This window comes from Oscillospiraceae bacterium MB24-C1 (genome assembly GCA_030913685.1).
In the GTDB taxonomy this organism is placed as follows: Bacteria; Bacillota; Clostridia; order Oscillospirales; family Ruminococcaceae; genus Yanshouia.
This window is the reverse complement of the sequence record CP133187.1, coordinates 2833220-2854096: the sequence shown is the minus strand read 5'-3', so window position 1 is coordinate 2854096 and position 20877 is coordinate 2833220. Positions and strand designations below refer to the sequence as shown.

19 protein-coding genes are annotated in these 20877 nt (G+C 43.4%); 11 read left to right on the top strand and 8 right to left on the bottom strand.

Annotated elements, in window-relative coordinates; genetic code table 11:
• Nucleotides 1-75: 75 nt before the first annotated feature.
• From RBH76_13640 to RBH76_13620, 5 genes are all read right to left on the bottom strand, one after another.
• On the bottom strand, nt 76-1029 hold the full coding sequence (locus RBH76_13640) for an ABC transporter permease (protein WMJ83756.1): 954 nt from the start codon (nt 1027-1029) through the stop codon (nt 76-78).
• On the bottom strand, nt 1029-2123 hold the full coding sequence (locus RBH76_13635; GenBank protein WMJ85238.1) for an ABC transporter permease: 1095 nt from the start codon (nt 2121-2123) through the stop codon (nt 1029-1031). The genes RBH76_13640 and RBH76_13635 overlap by 1 nt, the downstream gene beginning before the upstream one ends.
• Before the next feature lie 95 nt (nt 2124-2218).
• The gene (locus RBH76_13630; protein WMJ83755.1) at nt 2219-3745 is read right to left on the bottom strand and encodes an ABC transporter ATP-binding protein; all 1527 of its coding nucleotides are present in this window, start codon (nt 3743-3745) and stop codon (nt 2219-2221) included.
• 200 nt (nt 3746-3945) lie between these two features.
• Entirely contained in the window at nt 3946-5079 is a 1134-nt protein-coding gene (locus RBH76_13625; protein WMJ83754.1) for a BMP family ABC transporter substrate-binding protein, read from the bottom strand.
• A 635-nt stretch (nt 5080-5714) separates the two neighbouring features.
• A complete protein-coding gene (locus RBH76_13620; GenBank protein WMJ83753.1) occupies nt 5715-6737 on the bottom strand; it encodes an alcohol dehydrogenase catalytic domain-containing protein in 1023 nt (340 codons plus the stop codon).
• A gap of 276 nt (nt 6738-7013) precedes the next feature.
• On the opposite strand from RBH76_13620, the gene RBH76_13615 reads away from it, so the two are divergent.
• The 11 genes from RBH76_13615 to catA all read left to right on the top strand — a co-directional run bounded on the left by RBH76_13615 (nt 7014) and on the right by catA (nt 16343).
• Nucleotides 7014-7742: a GntR family transcriptional regulator gene (locus RBH76_13615; GenBank protein WMJ83752.1), complete on the top strand. Its 729-nt coding sequence runs from the start codon at nt 7014-7016 to the stop codon at nt 7740-7742.
• Between the two features lie 164 nt (nt 7743-7906).
• Entirely contained in the window at nt 7907-8740 is an 834-nt protein-coding gene (locus RBH76_13610; protein WMJ83751.1) for a transketolase, read from the top strand.
• 1 nt (nt 8741) lies between these two features.
• Nucleotides 8742-9677, top strand: coding sequence for a transketolase C-terminal domain-containing protein (locus RBH76_13605; GenBank protein WMJ83750.1), 936 nt, complete (start codon nt 8742-8744; stop codon nt 9675-9677).
• Nucleotides 9678-9701: 24 nt separating this feature from the next.
• Nucleotides 9702-10754, top strand: coding sequence for a DctP family TRAP transporter solute-binding subunit (locus RBH76_13600; protein WMJ83749.1), 1053 nt, complete (start codon nt 9702-9704; stop codon nt 10752-10754).
• A gap of 63 nt (nt 10755-10817) precedes the next feature.
• Complete coding sequence (locus RBH76_13595; GenBank protein ID WMJ83748.1) at nt 10818-11288, top strand: TRAP transporter small permease; 471 nt, start codon at nt 10818-10820, stop codon at nt 11286-11288.
• A 1-nt stretch (nt 11289) separates the two neighbouring features.
• Nucleotides 11290-12570 carry a TRAP transporter large permease gene (locus tag RBH76_13590; GenBank protein WMJ83747.1) on the top strand — a complete coding sequence of 427 codons (1281 nt, stop codon included), beginning with the start codon at nt 11290-11292 and terminating at the stop codon, nt 12568-12570.
• Nucleotides 12571-12907: 337 nt separating this feature from the next.
• Nucleotides 12908-13381, top strand: a complete 474-nt coding sequence (locus tag RBH76_13585) for a sigma-70 family RNA polymerase sigma factor (GenBank protein ID WMJ83746.1) — start codon at nt 12908-12910, stop codon at nt 13379-13381.
• Nucleotides 13381-13818 (top strand): DUF3955 domain-containing protein, encoded by a 438-nt coding sequence (locus RBH76_13580; protein ID WMJ83745.1) that lies wholly within the window; start codon nt 13381-13383, stop codon nt 13816-13818. The genes RBH76_13585 and RBH76_13580 overlap by 1 nt, the downstream gene beginning before the upstream one ends.
• Nucleotides 13819-13864: 46 nt before the next feature.
• Nucleotides 13865-14497, top strand: coding sequence for a TlpA disulfide reductase family protein (locus RBH76_13575; protein ID WMJ83744.1), 633 nt, complete (start codon nt 13865-13867; stop codon nt 14495-14497).
• 138 nt (nt 14498-14635) lie between these two features.
• Nucleotides 14636-15508: a 4Fe-4S binding protein gene (locus tag RBH76_13570; GenBank protein ID WMJ83743.1), complete on the top strand. Its 873-nt coding sequence runs from the start codon at nt 14636-14638 to the stop codon at nt 15506-15508.
• Nucleotides 15509-15698: 190 nt separating this feature from the next.
• A complete protein-coding gene (gene catA, locus RBH76_13565; protein ID WMJ83742.1) occupies nt 15699-16343 on the top strand; it encodes a type A chloramphenicol O-acetyltransferase in 645 nt (214 codons plus the stop codon).
• Nucleotides 16344-17024: 681 nt separating this feature from the next.
• On the opposite strand, the gene RBH76_13560 is transcribed toward catA, so the two are convergent.
• The 3 genes from RBH76_13560 to RBH76_13550 form a co-directional block, all read right to left on the bottom strand.
• The gene (locus RBH76_13560) at nt 17025-18047 is read right to left on the bottom strand and encodes a hypothetical protein (GenBank protein WMJ83741.1); all 1023 of its coding nucleotides are present in this window, start codon (nt 18045-18047) and stop codon (nt 17025-17027) included.
• Between the two features lie 38 nt (nt 18048-18085).
• Nucleotides 18086-19177 carry an NAD/NADP octopine/nopaline dehydrogenase family protein gene (locus RBH76_13555; GenBank protein WMJ83740.1) on the bottom strand — a complete coding sequence of 364 codons (1092 nt, stop codon included), beginning with the start codon at nt 19175-19177 and terminating at the stop codon, nt 18086-18088.
• A 108-nt stretch (nt 19178-19285) separates the two neighbouring features.
• Nucleotides 19286-20668: a hypothetical protein gene (locus tag RBH76_13550; GenBank protein WMJ83739.1), complete on the bottom strand. Its 1383-nt coding sequence runs from the start codon at nt 20666-20668 to the stop codon at nt 19286-19288.
• Nucleotides 20669-20877 lie beyond the last annotated feature (209 nt).

Sequence of the window (20877 nt, the reverse complement as noted above, 5' to 3'; positions counted from 1 at the left end):
AAATTCTGCTCAGCTAAATAAAGCTGTTCAAAATTTGAAGGGCAACTAAAGCACGACAAGTCGTGCCTTTTGGTACTATCTGCTGCCTTTGTCGTATGGAATACCCGAAGCTTTCGGTGCCATAGAATTTTTAGAAGTAAACGCCAAGACGATTAAGGTGGCAATATACGGAAACATTTTATATATTTCATTTGGAATTCCACTAGATGCAAGGAAAGGGATTCCGGAGTACGCCGACGCTATCGTCTTCATAAGGCCAAAGAAAAACGCTGCAAACAAAATGCGAGAGGGTTTCCATTGGCCAAAGATAAGAACAGCAAGGGCAAGGAATCCGTAACCGGACACCGAAGCATTAAAGTTCGTTGAAGTAGGAACAACAAATACCAGTCCGCCGATACCGCCTAACGCACCTGATATCATGACACCGATGTAACGCATTTTATAGACGTTGATACCAACGGAATCCGCTGCCTGAGGATGCTCGCCACAGGCACGCAAGCGAAGGCCAAATCTGGTTTTATAAAGCACAATTGATGAAACTATTAAAATAATAAAGCCTAAGTAAGTGGTGATATAGGTGTTTTTAAAGAATATATCACCAATCACAGGAATATCGCCCAGCACAGGGACGCTTTCAATACGAAACTCATTGTTAAACGGAATTTGCTGAACAGTACGAATCATTCGCGCCACATAAATAGCAAATGCCGGTGCGAACATATTGATCGCTGTACCGCTGATAGTTTGGTCTGCTTTCATGTTGATGGCTGCATAGGCGTGCGCCAGTGAAAGGATGCACCCGGTTACAGCAGCAATCACAATGGCAATGAGCAAAATAGGCTGCCCGGGTATCTGAGACTGAAACATGCTAATAAATAAGATGCTGGTGAACGCACCGATAATCATAATGCCTTCAAGCGCTATGTTCCAAACGCCACTTCGCTCAGAGAACATAGCCCCCAGCGCAACGATCAGAAGAGGAATTGAGAAGAACATCATTTGCTGAATTAAAAAATAAAAGTTTTGCATTATTCCTCTCCCCCTTCTGCACTTCTCGGTTCTGAATGAAGCTCTATGTTTGCATTTGACGAATGGTGATTATGCTTATTATGGATCGATTGAATAAAGCCTTTTAAGAGCAATGCAAATGCACTGAAGTAAATGATTACGGAAATAATGATTTCGATAACCTGCGGCACAAAATCATACAACTGCATATTAAATCCACCAACATTCAGATAAGCAATGAAAATGCCGGAAAAGATAATAGCAATTGGATTATTCAGACCGAGAAGCGCAACAGGAATGCCATTGAAACCCTCTGCTGCCAAAACGTCTAAAACCTCAATTCCTTTACCCGAACCTGCCAGATATAAAAGGGCACCACCCAAACCGGCAAGTGCACCCGCAATCATCATAGAAAATACAATATTGCGTTTTTCGTTAATGCCAGCATATTTACACGCATCACGGTTATATCCGCACGCTTTTAACTCAAAACCAAACTTCGTTTTGTTTAAAATAATATAAATAATGATGCCGACTATAATTGCTATAAAAATTCCCGCGTTAACGCTTGAAGAGCTGTTGCCGGTTTTAAATATTTGATTAAGTCCCATTTTCGGAATAATCGCAGTTGAAGCAACACGTTTGGATTGGTTTTTTAAAGAATCAAAAATAGTCTCGGTAACCAAATAGTTTACCGTATACATACCGATATAGTTCATTATAATGCACGAGATAACGATATTAACGTTGCGATAAGCATTTAAAACGCCGGGAAGAAGGCCCCAAAGAGCACCTGCAATCATTGCCATTAAAAGTGCCACCATCCAGTGCGTTGCACCGGGAAGAAAAGTCCACTTTACACCGACGTAAACGGCAGCATATGCACCAATAATAAACTGACCGGCGGCGCCGATGTTAAACAGCCCTGTTTTATTTGCAAAACCAACCGAAAGACCAGTCATAATAATTGGTGTTGCAAAGTAAAACACCTGACCGAGGTTTTTCATATCGGTAAAGCCGCCCATGAGAATTTTTGAAAAACCGCCTAGTGCCTGTGACGGGTTGCTAACCAACAAGACAATCAATCCAACCAATAGGCCAATTATAACTGCCATTAAGGAAGATAGGAAGCTTGAAAAACTTTCGGTGTTCAAAAGCCGATTATAATAGCGTCCGTTTGCGTTGGAAGGACTGGCTTTTTCTCTGTTTGTCATTGCTCCTCACCTCTTTTCGAACCCGCCATATAAAGCCCCAGCTCTTGAACAGTCACTTCTTTCGGGTTTAGGTCAGCGACGATTTCGCCCTCATAAATGACGAGAATACGGTCACTGATATTCATAACCTCGTCAAGCTCCAGCGAGACGAGAAGAATACCCTTACCCTTGTCGCGCTCAGCAATTAGTTTTCTGTGAATGTATTCTATTGCACCAACGTCCAAGCCACGGGTTGGTTGGACAGCTATGAGCAGTTCGGGCATACGGTCAATTTCGCGCGCAACGATTGCTTTTTGCTGATTTCCACCCGACATGCTTCTTGTAATTGTGTGGGCACCTTGCCCGCTTCGTATATCAAACTTATCAATAAGTGTATCGGCATATTTATAAATTTCGTCGTATTTTAAGAAGCCATTACTTTGAAAACGCGGAGAAAAATAACTTTGCAACACAAGATTGTATGCTAAGTTGTAATCCAGCACCAAGCCGTGCTTATGACGATCTTCCGGAATATGACCCATACCGCTGACATTGCGTTCACGTATGGATGCATGTGTGATGTCTTTGCTATTTAGCTTAATAGACCCGGAATCCTGATGAATAAGACCTGTAAGTGCATAGACAAGCTCGCTTTGCCCATTGCCGTCAATACCCGCCACGCAAACAATCTCCCCGGCATGTACAGAAAGGGAGATATTGTTGACAACCATTTTCTCTGAAAGTCGATTTTTTACGCAAAGATCTTTAACATCAAAAATAACATCCCCGGGCTCTGACTGTTTTTTATCTATTTTCAGATTGACTTTTCGACCTACCATCATTTCTGACATTTGCTCTTTGCTGGTTTCGGAAACATTTACTGTGCCAATATATTTGCCTTTACGCAGTACGGTGCATCGGTCAGCGGCCTCTTTAATTTCATTGAGCTTATGTGTGATAAATAGAATGGATTTCCCCTCGTTTGCAAGGCTCTTCATGATTTTCATGAATTCATCTATCTCTTGCGGAGTAAGTACTGCTGTGGGCTCATCAAAAATTAAAATTTCGTTTTCACGATACAACATTTTTAAGATTTCAACTCGCTGCTGCATACCCACAGTGATTTCAGAAATACGTGCATCAGGGTCGACTTTTAAACCATATTGGTTAGACAGTTCCATTACTTTTTCACGCGCTTTATCCAATTTTAGAAAACCATTCTTGGTAGTTTCAACGCCCAAAATAATATTTTCAAGTACCGTAAAATTATATACTAGTTTAAAGTGCTGATGTACCATGCCGATGCCCAGTCGGTTAGCATCGTTTGGGTCGTGAATTTTTACCGCTTGACCGTTTTTCTTGATAATCCCCTTTTCTGGTTGATACATACCAAAAAGAACACTCATAAGCGTCGATTTTCCCGCACCGTTTTCACCGAGCAGCGCATGAATTTCGCCGTTTTTAAGCCGAAGGGTTACATCATCGTTTGCAACTATTCCGGGAAATATTTTGGTAATGCCAACCATTTCAATAATAAAATCCATACTTGTCACCTCTTGCGTTTTCACTTAGCTTGAAGCGGTTTCCGTGGTGATTTGCCCGTTTTTATCCTGCTTTCTCAATAAAAAATCATGTTTCACGATTTTTAGACAGAATTAATATAAAATTCGGTTAGATAAAATGGGAAGGAGCTCAGCGCCCATTTTGCGGAGTTCCTTCCCATAAAACTGTCAAAAGGTCTCTGTTAATCTACAAAAGTAGTTTCAACTGCAGCAGTTTTTAAATCCGTAATTTCAATCTTATTGCCGTCCTTGTCGGCATCCTTTGTGATGTCAATTTCGTTTGCAGCTAACTGCTTATAAAGCGCATCATAATCTGCCTGCGAGAATTTCTCGAATTTAGAACTTGCCATTGGCAGACTGACACCGTCATTTTCTGCATTGAATACTAGGCCTTGACCACCGGGGAAAGAACCGTCGTAAAAAGCCTTCAGCATGTCATAAACAGATACGCTCAGACCCTTCATCGCGGAAGTAATAACGGTTGGAGATTCGCCAGACTGGTCAACATCAACGCCGATAACCTTGCCTTTTGCCTGTTCTGCAGCTGCCATTACCGAGTTGCCAACAGCGCCACCGCAAGCGAAAATAACTTCTGTGCCATTCTGGTACCAGGAAGCTGCAAGCGTCTGAGCCTCCGGTGTTGCATCAAATCCGCCGGTGTAGTGGTAGTTCATTGAAACTTTAACACCGAGTTCCTGTGCAGCAGCATCTGCGCCCTGAATGAAGCCATAACCAAAACGCACAACCGCCGGAACGGCCATACCGCCGATGAAACCCAGCTTGGTCATGCCATCTTTTACTGCCGCATAACCTGCAAGATAGCCCGCTTGCTCTTCAGCATACAGGATACCAACAGTGTTTTTATCTGTGCGGAATTCCGAGTAGTCCTCATTATGTGGGTTACCATCGATGAGGATAAACTTTACGTCTGGATAGGTTGCTTGAGCAATGAACACCGGCTCTTCAAACAAGAAACCTGGGGTTACAATTGCTTTCGCACCACCTTTAACCGCCAACTCTATTGCGGACAGATACGCGTCCGTACTCTTTTCGGTGGGCTTGTAGTACTTGTGCGTAATGTTATTTTCCTCAGCATACTTTTTGAGTCCTTCCCAAGAACCTTGGTTAAAGGATTTATCATCAATTGTTCCGAGATCGGTGATAAGGGCAAGCTCAAATTTACCATCTTCAGATTTTTCAGGAGTCGATGCAGATTCAGAGCCTGCCTCTGATGACGGTGCAGGTTTTGACGAACCACAAGCCGCCAAAGAGAATACAAGAACAACGCTCATAATCAGTGCTACTATTCTTTTCATTCGTTTTTCCTCCAACATTTTATTTTATTAAAAAGCCAATGGCTTAATAATACGCTTATATCCAAATGGAGTCGATTTCGGTTTTGCAACGATATACTAAAATCGTGGAGCTGTACAACGCCTATCGCAGATACCACAAGGGAACGCTTGACCGAATGCTTCTCGTAAAAAGCAGCCACAACACGAGGAGGTACTTTAGCCATTTGTTTGATAGTTGTTTCTTTGGCTGTTTTCCATAATAAATCCGCATAAAACCTTTGGTTTTTTTGATGTAATCTATATTAATTGCATATTATCATATTCAAGAATGACTTTCAATACTTTCAAGATAAAGAAACAAAAGGAGGGTTATCATAACAGAACTTTCAAATACTTTCACCATAGACAACGGACAGGCTATGAAAGGCCTGTGCAAATTATAATACGACACCCCTGCCCAATTTTGGCTAATTAGGTTGAAGCCCATATTTTTTGCAAATGCTTCTTTTACATGCTCTCAAGATAAAAAAATATAGGTAAATCCCCCAACAGCAGGCTTGTTAATCCTACAATTGGGGGATTTATAGCATAGGGACTATGTTGTTATTAAGGCTTAAAAAACAGTGTGTTTCGAAAATCCAAGATGCACATATCGCTTAGAAATGCAGCATTGTTTTGACGATCGGATGATCCTGTTTTTCAATAATGTCAAATGCCTTATCAACTTCTTCAATCGGGAAAGTATCGGTAATGAAATGTGAGAGATCCATTCCTTTTGATATCGCGTCAATCACCAGTTCATAATCCTTGCGCACATACATGTTCGATCCACGAATATGTAATTCCTTCGCTTGAATCGGACCAACATCCAGCGAGAGAGGCCCAGTGGGTAACGCTACCTGCACGATTGTGCCACCGCGCTTTGCAACCTGAAATGCGGTCTCAAACGCTGAGAGAGAGGCAAACCCAAGAAAAACAACGTCAACACCATAGCCGTCTGTCGCCTCTAGAATAGCCTTAACCGCATCTGTTTTGGCGGGATTAAGGGCGCTTTTGCAGCCCATAGCCCTTGCCAGTTCCAGGTTATATTCCTTGATATCTGTTACAAACATATCTTGGCAGCCCAAATACTGGGCAGACAAAAATGCCCCCATGCCTATCGGGCCAAACCCAATAAAGCAAGCGGATTTTTCGGAACTTATACCATTTTCGCGAACAGCATGCATACCAACGGCGATAGGTTCAATTAGTGCGCCGCTGGGAAAGTCCACACTCTCAGGCAAATGTAGCACCGTATGTTCCGGTGTGACGATATATTCGCCAAAAGAACCGGACCAATAGGTCGCCCCCAAAACACGTTTATCCGGGCAAAGATTATATTGTCCAGATTGGCAATAAGCGCACTTTCCACAGCCGACCTGCGGATCGGCCGTAACGCGATCACCCACCTTAAAATCTTTAACGGCCGACCCCACCTCGGACACAACACCGGAAAATTCGTGTCCTGAAACCAATGGTGGAATACGGAAGGGATGAACACCGCCAAAAGCATGCACCTCAGACCCGCATATTCCTGTGTAGCAAACGCGAATCTTGATATCGTCGCTTTTTTCAAGCTGGGGTTCCGGCCTATCCGTAAAATAAACCAGACCCGGTTTTTCAATAAAAGCTGCGCGCATATTAGACACTCCTCGTAATAATGTAAACACCCTACAACATCATACGTTGAATGTATCTATATTAATTTATAGGCTTTTATTTGTGAAATGTCAAGTGAAAATTTAGTTGTAATTTTGTAAATTTGACTTTTTTAACAAAATTATATACTACGTAGGATGATTAGTACTTGCTATTTTTCTGAAAGAATATTATATTACTATATATAATCAATTGTCAAAAAGATAACGGTTGAAATTATTTCCATCCAAATACAAGAAAGATGAACGGTGAACAATATGGAAGACAATAAAAGTTTAATGACACCAATCAACAATAAATCTGTTGTTCAAAAAGTGATTGATAAAATTACAGATGCCATTATTTCGGGCGAGCTTAAACCTGGTGACAAGCTTCCCACCGAAGTTGAGATGGTTACCGCCTTTCAAGTCGGGCGAAATACCGTACGGGAAGCCATCCGTGTGCTAGGCGCATATGGTGTTGTAGAAATCCGCCGCCCGGAAGGTACATTTGTGTGCAACGGCTTTTCCGAAAAACTAATCAACCCAATGCTTTACAGCATTATTTTGCAAAAAGAGGATTCATATCGTGATTTAATCGGCCTGCGCCGCATTATTGAAACTGGAATCATGCAACTTATACGAAAGCAGGGTCTAGACGAGAATGAATGGGCTGAACTTGAGCATCTGTGTGAGGACTTATCGCAAAAAATTTGCAGCAAAACGCCCGACATTGAAGCGATAGCAGAGGCGGACATTCGTTTCCACTATGCCATGGCACGAGCAACAAAAAATGCCTTGGTTATAAAGGTACACGATGTTGTTGTGGACTTAACTCGTGAGTCCCGTTTACGCACGATTCGGCGAATCTTCCAAGAGCATGATGAGGAATATCTGGCTAAAACACATCAGGATTTATTGGCTGCACTGCAAGGTACCGACGTAGCAGAATTGTACGAGGCAATAGAAAATAGCTATTTTTACTGGAAAAGTTCATATAACTGGTGAAATTTTACCAAATTTTTTATGGCCGGTAGGAATCCAATTGACATTCCTACCGGCCAAGTGTATGGTATAGATATAACATCCTACATTGATCGTTAATATAATATACGTTGTATCTTTTTAGTGTAAGCTATGCGGTAAACAAAACTTGGAGGTGTCTTGTTTATATGAGTACAGAGATCATCAAAGAACTTTCAGCGCGTGCGCTGGAATTAAAGCGGATCGCTTTAACCATGATTTACGAGGCGCAGTCCGGCCACCCCGGTGGGTCATTTTCAGCAGCGGATATTATAGCGGCCCTATATTTTCACGAACTGAATATCGATCCTGAAAATCCGAAATGGGCGGATCGCGATCGCTTTGTTCTTTCAAAAGGGCATGTGTGCCCTATCCTTTATGCGGCGCTCGGATGCCGTCACTTTTTCCCCGAGGAAGTTCTTCACACATTGCGTCAGGAAGGCTCCATGCTGCAAGGTCACCCCGACATGAAAAAATGTCCGGGAATTGATATCTCCACCGGATCTCTTGGTCAGGGCGCGGCCTGCGCTGTCGGTATGGCGCTGGCCGGAAAGCGCGATCACAAAGATTATCGCGTTTTCACCATGGTAGGTGACGGCGAAATTGACGAGGGTATTGTCTGGGAAGGCATGATGACTGCGTATAAGTACCAGTTGGACAATTACGTGCTGATACTGGATAATAATGGGTTGCAGCTAGACGGAACCACTGATCAGGTAATGCCGCACATCAATCTGACTACAAAAGCGCAGGCATTTGGTTTTGATACATATGAGATCGACGGCCACAATATGGTTGAGATTCTCGATACGTTTGATAAAATTCACAAGGCCCGCAATGGCAAGCCCAAATTTATCAACGCTCACACAATCAAGGGCAAAGGTGTCGATTTTATGGAAAACAAGGCGGAGTGGCATGGCATGGCACCGAACGCAGAACAATATGCCAATGCCATGAAGCAGCTTGGAAAGGAGATCGACTAAAATGACCAATTGTGATACAATTGCAACGCGCGAAGGATTCGGCGATGAAATCGTCGTGCTAGGACAAGAAAATAAAGACATTTATGTTGTGGATATCGATATCGGCAAATCCTGTAAGACCAGCAAATTTTCAGAAGCGTTGCCAGAACAGTACATTAACGTTGGAATTGCCGAGCAAAACGGCGCCGCCGTTGGCGCAGGACTTGCAGCCAGCGGCAAAATTCCATTCGTTGTTACCTATGCGGTGTTTGGCTCTCTGCGTATGGCAGAGCAAATCCGGCAGGAGATGTGTTACCCACAACTAAACGTCAAGATCGCGTGTTCACATGGCGGTCTGACACCTGCCAATGATGGTGCCAGCCACCAGTGTATTGAAGATATGGGGGTTCTGCGCACATTCCCCAATATGACCGTCATTATGCCGGCCGACTACCATGCTACTAGAAAGCTTGTCCGCGCGGCGGCGGAGTGGGACGGCCCTGTTTTTTTGCGCTTTACTCGTGATGCCGTTCCTGTTGTTTATGACGAAAACCAATCTTTTGAAATCGGCAAGGCCATTCCGTTACGCGACGGCAAAGACGTTGCCCTTTTTGCAATCGGCGATACGGTTCATTTGGCATTAAAGGCCGCCGAACAGCTGCACAAAGAAGGCATTGAGGCACGCGTCATTGACATGCATACACTCAAACCGCTAGATACTGTAACCGTGCAGAAGGCCATTGACGAGATTGGTCGTATCGTGAGCATTGAGGATCACAACATCTTAAATGGGCTTGGCAGCGCCATATCGGAATGCGTCGCCGAAAGCGGTCGCGGTATCGTCCGCCGTATTGGCGTACAAGATCAATTCGGTCAGTCTGCACCATATGAGCGCCTATTGTACATGAACGGTATCACCGTCGAAAACATTGTGAAACAGGCAAAAAGCCTGCTATAATTGGAAAAATGAGGAGGAACAGACATGAAAAGGATCATTGCATTGATTCTGTCAACGGCTATAGTTTTGTCACTGGGTGCGTGTAGCAACGCTTCAAGCAGCAGTGCGAGTGTTGGCAGCAGTACGACCGCCGCCAGTGCTGACGGAGAAAAGACCTATGACAAGGTTAAGTTGAAAATGAGTTGCAACGGTACCGACCAGGCAAACGACACCAAAACCGCCAAAAGAATTGCCCAGTTGGTCAGTGAGCGCTCTAACGGCGCCGTTCAGATCACGGTCTATAACAATGACCAGTTGGCCAGCGGCGACATGAGCAAGGGCTTGGAACTGGTTTTGGACGGCACCGTCGATATGGACTGTCATTCCACCAGTATCATTTCCAATTTGGATAACCGTTTGATGGTTAGCACACTCCCCTGGATTTTCTCCGATTATCAAGCTGCTGAGGATGCTTTCTGGGGAACAGGTGGCGAGTTTATCGACTCTGTTCTGCAAGAAAAAGGTCTGACCTATCTCGGCGCCGTCCACAACGGCTTTAAAATGATGACAAGCAGCAAGCGCCTGATTAAAACACCCGAGGATCTCAAGGGCCTTAAAATGAGAATTCCCGGCGGAGAGTTTTTCAGCGCGTTCTACAAAGCCTACGGCGCCAGCCCCCAGGCAATGTCTTGGTCCGAGGTGTTTTCCGCTTTGCAGCAAGGCACCATCGACGGCCATGACAACAGCATCAGCACCTGCGTTTCAAATAACATTCAGGAAGTTCAAAAGTATTTCACCGTCAGCAGACACACCTATGAAGCCTTTACCTTTATGGCAAACAGCAAAAAGTTCGCCGCTTTGAGCGAAGATACGCAGCAGCTGATTCGCGACTGTGTAGAGGAAGCTTGCAAAGCCGAAAATCAGGAGATCGTCAACAACGAGTCTAATTTGATCAAAAAGTGCGAAGACGAATATGGCTGTGAGTTTTACGAACTGACCGCTGATGATATTGCCGCATTTCGTTCACCTATCGACAGTTTAATCAATGAGTACAAAGAAGCTTACGGTGCGGATGCTTGTGCAGCTTTTAATGTTTAACGTTTTCAAATTCTAAAATCATAACAACCTAAACTTGGATTGATATTGGAAGGAAAACGACCTATGAAAAAACTGCTACTAACTATTGAGGACCACTTTTGTGCAGCGATTCTGCTTTCAATGCTGGTCTTGACATTTGTCAATGTGGTTGCACGTTACATCTTTCTGTTGTCCATGCCCTTCGTTGAGGAACTGACACGGCTCGGACTGATGATTCTCAGTTTGATCGGCGCCGCTGTTGCTGCCAAGCGTCACGCACATCTAGGGCTCAGTGCAATCACGGATCTTTTACCTGCCAAGGTGCAAAACGTTCTGGTGTTTCTTGCGGATATCCTAGGCGTTTTCTTTGGCATTGTATTGACCTACTATGGATATGGCATGGTTAAAAACGAATATATCAACCAACTTAAAACATCCGGCATGCAGTGGCCTGAATGGATATTTGGCATGTGGGTTTTGGTCGGCGGCGTTTTCATGATAATCCGTTACGCGCAGCTGGCAATTCAAAAGACGCGCAAAAAGGAGGAATCTTAAAATGACCGCACTGGTTTTATTCGGTTCTTTCTTTGTCATGTTGTTGCTTAACACGCCCATTGCATTGGCTTTAGGTATATCCAGTATTGTGACACTGCTCTCTCTAGATTTGCCGCTCTCCGTCATTCCAGCCAACATGTATGCCGCAACAAGCAAGTTCGTATTGCTCGCCATTCCTTTTTTCATCCTTGGCGGCAACATTATGGAACGAAGTGGTATCTCTTCCCGTCTGATTGCGTTTTTCCGGACGGTCATCGGGCATAAGCGCAATGGTATGGCAATGGTTACCGTTTTGGTCGCCTGCTTTTTTGCCGCTATCTCCGGCAGTGGCCCCGCCACTGTGGCTGCCCTCGGTCTAATTTTGATTCCCGCAATGACCGACGTGGGCTATCAAAAGGACTATTCAACTGCATTGGTTTCCACAGCGGGTGCCATCGGTATTATTATTCCGCCCTCCATCACATTTGTGATTTACGGTTCCATTACCGGTACATCTGTCGGTGCGCTTTTTGCTGCCGGCATTCTCCCCGGTCTGTTGATGGGCTTTGCGCTCATTGCCTGTACTGCGCTAATCACACGCAAACAGAATTTGCTGCTCCTGCCCAAGGCCAGCGCAACAGAACGATGGAATGCACTAAAAGATGCATTTTGGGGAATGCTGATGCCGGTTATTATCCTAGGCGGTATCTACGGCGGTTTCTTTACCCCCACCGAAGCGGCAGCTGTTTCCGCTGTGTACGGTTTGCTCGTCGGGCTATTTATTTACCGCTCGATCAAGCTTAAGGACGTATGGCGGCTGTTGATTGACAGCGTCTCACAGACAGCGGTGGTCATGCTAATCGTCGGTTCAGCCAGTTTGTTTGCCTATGTCCTGACGGTCACCGGAATTGCAGCAGATGCCAGTAGTGCGCTTATCGGTGTATCCGGTGGCAACAAGTACATATTCCTGCTATTGATCAATGTTATTCTGTTGATCGCCGGATGCTTCTTGGATGCTAATTCCGCGATGTATATTTTGGTGCCCATCCTGGTTCCTGTAGCACAGGCGCTGAATATCAATCTGGTCCATTTGGGCTGTCTGATGGTTTTCAATCTGGCACTGGGCCTGATTACGCCGCCCGTCGGAGTCAATCTGTATGTCGGCTGCGGTATTGCTGACATCTCTCTAAAACAGATCTGCAAAGCCGTCTGGCCACTGATTTTTGCCGCAATTCTTGCACTGCTCATTGTTACATATTGGCCCGCACTATCTCTATTTCTGCCTAATTTGGTTGCAGGCTAAAACAGGAACCCCCGGCTATGCCGGGGGTTCTCAACCTCAAAAAAGCTCAGTTTAGGCTGGGCTTTTTTGCGTGCATACATTAAAATAAAATCGAACGACAAAGCCCGCCAAGAGGCTCAAAAAATTTACCGGCAAGACTAAGGATGTAGATCGTGTGTCGTTTTGAGACCCCAGAAAATTTTAAGTAAAAGTCAATACAGCGCATCCCTTTGGTCAAGAATCTCACCAGAGAAAAAACTTGAACGAAGGGATGTTTTAATATCACGCCGATTTTTTAAAAAAGTTTGTAACGAATCTAAAGCTTGGCGGTCTTATATATGAAAGCGAGGTGAAGAGGGTGACTGATTTCGACCAAATATACAATCTTTATTTCAAAGACGTATATAAATATGTTTTGTCATTGAGCAAAAATGAAGCAATTGCTGAAGAGATAACACAAGAAACATTTTTTAAGGCATTAAGAAATATAGAAAAATTTGATGGAAAGTGCAAGCTCTATGTTTGGCTATGTCAAATTGCTAAAAACTCCTATTTTAGTTCTAGCAAAAAGGAAAGGAAATTTACTGCATTTTCAAAAGCAGAAAATATTGTCGATGAAGTAGATATTGAACAGCAGCTATTAACAAAAGAAAATGTTTTAGAAATCCATAAAGCACTACATCATTTAGAGGAGCCTTACAAAGAAGTTTTTACTTTACGCGTATTTGGAGAGTTATCTTTTCTGCAGATATCCACTTTATTTGAGAAAACGGAAAGTTGGGCAAGAGTCACTTACCATCGAGCTAAAATAAAACTAAAGGAGAGATTATAATGGGTATAACCTGTGAAGTTGTCAGAGATTTGCTGCCTCTCTATCACGATAATGTATGTAGTAAAGACAGTCGCAAGATAATTGAGGACCACTTATCTACCTGCCCGCAATGTAGAGCAGAGCTGGCGCAAATAGATATCGAAATTTTGGCTGGAAGTCATACTGAGGATATCCGCGTAATAAGCAATATATCAAAAAAATGGAAGCGCGATATACTATCCGCCTTCTTACTAGGTACGTTATTACTTTCAATTCTTGCAAGCATTGGTTGTATGGTAGCATTTAAGGCTATCGGAAGTTATGTTTCAGCAGACGGTGTATTAGTTGAACCCTTTGCATTGATTCCTCTTTCATTTATTTTTGGGCTTACTGCAATACTGTCAGGAATCGGCCTAGTTATCACTTATCTTGTAAAGCGTCATAGAAAGAAGAAATAGTTCATGAAACAACATTTCTCTAAAATAATTATAAAGAGGTATCAAAATGAAAAAAGCTTTTAAAGTAGTTGGCATTGTATTTGCCGTAATAATAAGTATTGGCGTATTACTAGGTGGGTTCTTCCTTCTTAAGGGTCCAAGTGATGTAATAATTTTGGCACCCGAGGAGCAAGCACAGAAAGAAAAGGAACAAACAGAAATATTTACAGACATCAACTTATCGGGATTTAAAACCATTTCGGTTACAGGAGAAACAGTAACCTCAGAAGATTGTTTTAAAGATTATAAGATTACTATGGTTAATATTTGGGTAACGAGTTGTAGCCCATGTATTGCGGAAATGCCTGACATTGCAAAGCTTTATCAAAATCGACCCGAAAACAGTAACATCATTTCTATTTGTTTGGACACAGCCGCGGATAGCAAGGATGCTAAATTTGCTGCGGAGGTCATGCAGGATGCAGAGGCTGAGTTTATGACTTTGATTCCTGACGAAAAAATAGATGAAGTTCTACAAGAACGAACAACTATTTTCCCGACAACAATCTTTGTTGACTCGAACGGTCAAACCGTTGGTACACCACACTTCGGAGGAAGATCAGAAGACGATTACCGCCAGGCCATCCTTGAAAGGATAGAACTTATTGATGCAGCAGGAAACGAGGCTAGTAATGAATAAATGTAATATTAGAAATCTAAAGTATGTCATCCTTGCTTTGTCAGTGCTGTTTATTGGGATAGGATTAATGCGAAAAGAGCAGTTAATTGTACTTAAAAAGGCAGTAAATGTTTGCCTTGAGTGTATAGGAATTGGTTGATGAAAAAGAAAGCGAATAAACGGCACATCACACAGCTTATTGCTACTGTTTTAATAAATGGATATGCTGCCGGATTTGCAAATGGAAAAATATTTACTGGTAGGACTAAGCTATTTTGTGTGCCAGTTCTTAATTGCTACTCTTGCCCCGGTGCACTCGGTTCATGCCCCATAGGGGGATTGCAGGCGGTGTTAGGTGATCGCAACTTTAAGTTTTCATTTTATATTATAGGATTTATTATGCTATTTGGCATTTTGTTCGGTCGCCTTATTTGTGGCTTTTTATGCCCATTTGGATTTGTGCAAGACTTGCTTTATAAAATTAAATCTCCAAAGCTTAAAATTCCAAGCCGAATTGATAAGCCGATGCGCTATATGAAATATGTTATTCTGATTGTATTTGTTATTGCTTTACCGATAATCATTACAAATCAATACGGTATGGGAAACCCTTTCTTTTGCAAGCTTATTTGTCCTGCCGGAACGTTAGAGGGTGGTATTCCATTGCTGACAATGAATGAAGAATTAAAAAACACCATCGGCGGCTTGTTCTTTTGGAAATTGAGCATATTGATTGTGATTTTGCTCTCTTGCATTGTTGTTTATCGTCCCTTTTGCAAATATCTTTGTCCCCTCGGAGCAATGTACGCACTGTTTAACAAATTTAGTTTTTATCAGATGACCGTTGACAAAGTAAAATGTACAGGTTGTAAGCTTTGTGAGAAAAACTGTAAAATGAATGTGCAAATCACGAAAAACATTAATAGTACAGAGTGTATTCGGTGTGGCGAGTGTAAAAGCATATGCCCTCATGGAGCCATTCTATCTGGCACTAAAAAAGCGAAATGTGATAGTAAATATTGTTCACATTAAATTAGTTGAAGCAATTGCTTTGCTATGTTAAAATAAACACAAAAATACTACACCGTGTAAAATCATTTCTAAACGGTGGTAGAAAAATATCACCGATAAGATGGGTTCATATTTGTGGAGGTAAAAATGGTAGATACAAACAAGCAAGCCTCCTAAACACTATCAAACAGTATTTAGGAGGCAAATAAACATGAATTTTAATAAAATTGATATACAAAACTGGAAACGAGCCGATGCTTTCAAGCACTATTCAGCTAATATACCGTGCACATACAGCATGTGTGTTAACATTGATATAACAAAACTGCTAAAACAAATAAAGGACAAACAGTTGAAGGTTTTCCCTGTTATTCTTTATGGTATCGCTCATATTGTGAATCTTCATCGTGAATTTCGTATGGCAACAGACGAAGACGGTAATATTGGTTACTATGAAAAAACCAATCCCTGTTTTACTGTTTTTCATGATGAGACAGAAAGCATTACTGATGTTTGGACGGAGTATAACGAGAACTTCAAGTTGTTCTACGACCACTATCTTCATGACATGAATTCTTATGGCAATGGAAGGGCAACGACTTCAAAGCCCACACAAGAAAATAATCTGTTTACTGTTTCGTGTATTCCTTGGGTTTCGTTTACTGGTTTTAATCTGAATTTGCAAAAGGGATATGACTATTTCCCCCCAATCTTTACAATGGGAAAATATTTTTCTGATAACCAAAAGGTATTACTACCATTATCTATTCAAGTTCATCATGCTGTTTGCGATGGTTTTCATTTGGCGAGATTTATAAATGAATTGCAAGAGTGGGCGAAAGAGTTTATATTATAAATTCAATTATTACGAAAACATGATTTAGCCGCTACACTTACTTGTGTAGCGGCTTTTGTTTGTTATAAACCTAAAATCATTCACCATGTTCTCTAAGCGATGAAACCCAGCTTGCCTTCTCCCCTTTCATGCCCTGCTGTACCGAGCACCTGCGGAAACCAGATGGTTTTAAAGTAGAGTCCAGAAAAGGTGGAAACAACAAATATTTAAGGCAACTCAGCAGATGAGAATTACGGTAGCTACTATCACGCTTGGAACTACCAAACGCCAGAATGTTGGGAGGACGTTGTGGCAAACAAATCAGGAATTCGAAAGTTGCGCCGAAGATGATGCCTCCCACTAGAAGTAAGTTACAGGTGTAAGATACGCGCAGGGGTTTGTTACCTCGGTAATTTTATAGAGTTAATCTATCCTTTACCTACGAACACTGAAACACCACTACCCAGTAATGCGGTGGGCGTTGCGGAGTAATGAGTAGCATCCAGACTGTTTCATACAAATTGAAAAGTATGCTTTATTATTTACTAGAATGCAAATTGCCTTCAGCATAAGCTGATGGCAATTTGCATTTGTCTATATATGCACAAGGATAAATAGTTCAGGTTGAACGCAATTTGTAAAAAGTGTTTGTTACAATGTAAAATGGTCAAACTTGAAGTACATACCTGTTCTCATAGTGGTTTATTCCCAATAGGGAACTGTGGTACCCTTACCTAACTCTACCGCCTTGCGATAGCATCGCGTCGCAACGGCAAGGTCCAAAATGCCGGTGCCTACAGCGTTAAAATAGATTATTTGATCATTGTTCTCACGACCAGATTTGGAGCCGGTTAGAATCTCGCCAAGTTGAGCGTCTATATCTTGATCTTTAATAATTCCATCTTTCCACATCATGGCAACAGTACTAATCATACGGTGCTTAATGGTTTCCCAGTTATCTACCACAATTTTGTCTGCTTTGCTCACACAGTCATAGGTAACCTCGTAGTCAGCCATGTTCATCAGTAGAGATCCTTTTTTTAGCCACTCGGAAGAAACAATCGGCTCATTCGCCAACGTTACACAAACGGTTATATCGCTCTCGCGGATCGCCTGCTCGGGACTATTGACAGGGATCACCGAAACGTTGGCATATTGTGATTTTGCTTCATCTGCAAATCGCTGAGAATTCTCTGACAGTATGTCATAAACATAGACGGTTTTGATACTAGGCCGCACAAGGAGCGCCGCCTCCAGTTGAGTACGCCCCTGGGCACCAGCACCGCAAATAGTCATAACAGAGGAATCCTCACGCGAAAGCAACTTAATGGCTACACCGCCCGAGGCACCGGTTCGTTTGGCGCTTACTTCGGTACCATCCGCAACGCAAACAGGCAACTTCGTATCAGGGTCGTTGAGTATGATTGTAACGCTGGCTCGAGGTAAACCCTTTTTATAGTTCATGGGGCCGCTGCCAATCCACTTTATCCCGGCCATATTATACTCACCGCCCAGAAATCCAGGCATCGCATTGATCCGTCCATAGACATTCTCATCTTCGGGGGTGCTCCCCCATCGCATTACGCATTTGCCAGGAACCAAAACATCCCCTTTTTCAATCAGTATGTATGCACGTTCCACATCGTGGATAGCAGCCTGCATGTCGCTTGCTCCCAACTCGGCCATATCTTTATTGCTTAGAAACAACATATCGATCTTACTCATAGTGCGAATTTCCTTTCATTGTATTTAAACAAATGCTATTACCGTATCCCAGTTTCGAAAAAATGAGCAACCTGTTCTTTTGTCATACCTTCCAGCCCCATATTTTTAACACTGCGCCCTTCAGCACGAAAATCGCGCTTATAAATACTGCTTGTTAATTTAATTACTGCATCAATATTGGGCGTAGGAACACTGGCAATACGGCCTAATTCAGAAATCGGAACCAAGCTCATGGGCACATCTTCAGTGACATATCGCGCCTGTATGGTATTGGGCGCCATGATGTCGCCGTAAGCCTGGTTGTTTTGAATCAGCTGATATAAATCGTCGCCGTGGGTATCATAAGACTGAGATAACCATTCTTCAGAACTGAGAATTTTAATGTTATAAGCGTCTGCCACAGCCATACGTTCACAATCTATTTCCTTGATTAAAGTTGCCACAGAGGGGGATATTCCATCCCAGTAGTAGCGAAATCCCTTGGGGTCTTTCTCAATTCGACCAATATTAAGTAGTACCGGTGTGGGATGGAAAAGAGCTCCTATATTTGACAAACTAGTTTCCAGACAGTTCTTAGCCGGCGTAAACTGTGGATAAAAAGGGTGAAGTAGGTCCAAAACCTTTTGCGTGCAGTTTGCAGGAAATGCACCCAGCATCACTTCCTTTTTTACGCCATAAATTTCGACGGCAGAAGGGCCGGTCTTGCGGCAGGAGTAGATCAGGGTCTGCGTTTCTGCCACAGTGATATCAGCCTTGCACCCTTTACTACGGACAACATTAAGAAATTCCAGTGCGCCCCCTGTACGGCCGGGGTTCAATACGACTACTTGATTGTCTTCCAAGGCGTCATAGCAAGCTTCGGCAATCATCTTGTGCGTGAAAGACGGCGTGGCAACCATGACAAGATGGGCTCCCTGAATTGCATGCGCGACATTATCTGTAATCATATTCAAAACCTGGTGGGAGGTTTGTCCATTGAGTGTTAAATCTATCCCTCCCGCATTTTGAATCCCCTCCAAATACTGAGGGAATAAGTCACAGAGATTGACCGTGGCCCCCATGCTGGAGAGATAGCCTGCGATAGCGGTGCCGCCGTTCCCTGCACCGATGACAGTTACAATTGTTTTCATCGTTATATATTTGCCTCCAAATTGAAAATTGACTCCATCGTGCGGAGCTCACTCCGCCACAGCAAAAGTTTTGCTGCGTAACCCAAATCAAGTCGCCAAAGCTAGCGCTTAGCGTTGTTCAAGTTTAACGTGTTTATTCCAGAAAAAGAGACGCAGCACTATGATTATAGCAATAGATGCGCCGCATAGAACCAGACCGGCATTCAATGGGCCTAGGTTTTGAATAATGTAGGGATAAGCAGTGGTGATAAGTCCGCCGCCAATAAAGGGGCTCATAAAGGGGCTGCCCAGTGCATAAATGGTACCGGTGTCCGTCTCCATTTTGGGGTCGACAGTCCGCAGCAACATATAGCCTACAGCGGCCACACCACAGAAAGCGCCAAAACGGATAATGCCCTGCTCAAACCAGCAATCAGAGAAGATGCGGGGACTGAGCCAGAAAAACCAGACCACCATCAGAGTCAATACAGTTAAGCTACCAATAAGCAGAGGTGCCCAGTAGGCCAGTACGATCGGAATTTTGATAGAGGCCATTGCGCCCACCACCAGAATCTCCAACGCCATGCCCTGAATGCGTTGAAAGATAGAGCGGTCGAACAGGTCTTTCAGCGAGGTTCGCTGGACGATTCCGTTGACAATCCAGCCTCCTATCATAGCGAACGGAAACAGTGGCAATCCCTTATAGTTAAACACCAGACCAAAGCCCCAGACAAAAGCTCGGCCAATAAGAATGGCAATGCCAATAACGCCTAAATGGAAAGCGAACGGCTCTACCACGTCCTGACTTATGGGCATATGGGCAGCGGGTTCACGTTCACTTTCCGCGAATACCTCCTTGGTATTGCCGGTAACCGTACGCTCGGAAAGGACTTTGGTATACTTCTTACGCACACCGTAGTTGATGATTACCATACCGCCGAAGATACCACCCAGAAGACCGATGGTGGCGGTGGTCAGCCCTAGATCGGCGCCATCGGCCCAGTTGAGCAAAGCGGGGTCTTTAAAAACACTTGCCATGCCGCCTGCCGTACCATGTCCGCCGGCAAACCCAATCTCAAACAGCGAGCCAAACAAAGGATTGATGCCAAAAACAGGTGTAAACAACAAAGCGCATAGTAGACAGGGAACGCCAACCTGCATAAAGCTACTAGACCACAGCCACCCTAAACCCGCTGCTGCGTCGCGGAGCATGACTTTGCTGGACTCCTGCTTTTTGATGCCTAACAGCATACAAGCAAAAACAACAGTGATCATCTGGCCGGGCAGAGCACTGATGGAAGCCATCATGTCTACAGGAATTACCTTTAAAGCATAGGGCCCCAAAAGCATACCGATTAAACCGGCTAAAAGAGAAGCGGGAACAAATGCCTTGCGCAGGAAAGAAATCTTCAGGCGAATCAAGGTCGCCACTACCAGGAGTAGACCCACGATGGCTACATAAAGGACCAAATTGGAGAGGGTACCGCTTGCAATTTTTTCAACAGGTATCATTGTTCGTTTCTCCCTTTAAGTTCTATCCAAACACGGCGTGGAAGACAATTTCATTGGGTGGCCGATACGGTGCACGTGAACTGGCCAGACTTCACTTTTATGTATCGTGCCCCTTAATAAACGTATTCCATCCGTAATTTGACAAATGTAGACAGATAATAAGTTTTTTCTTTTTTTAAACATATCATATAAAAAAATTTATTTCAAGT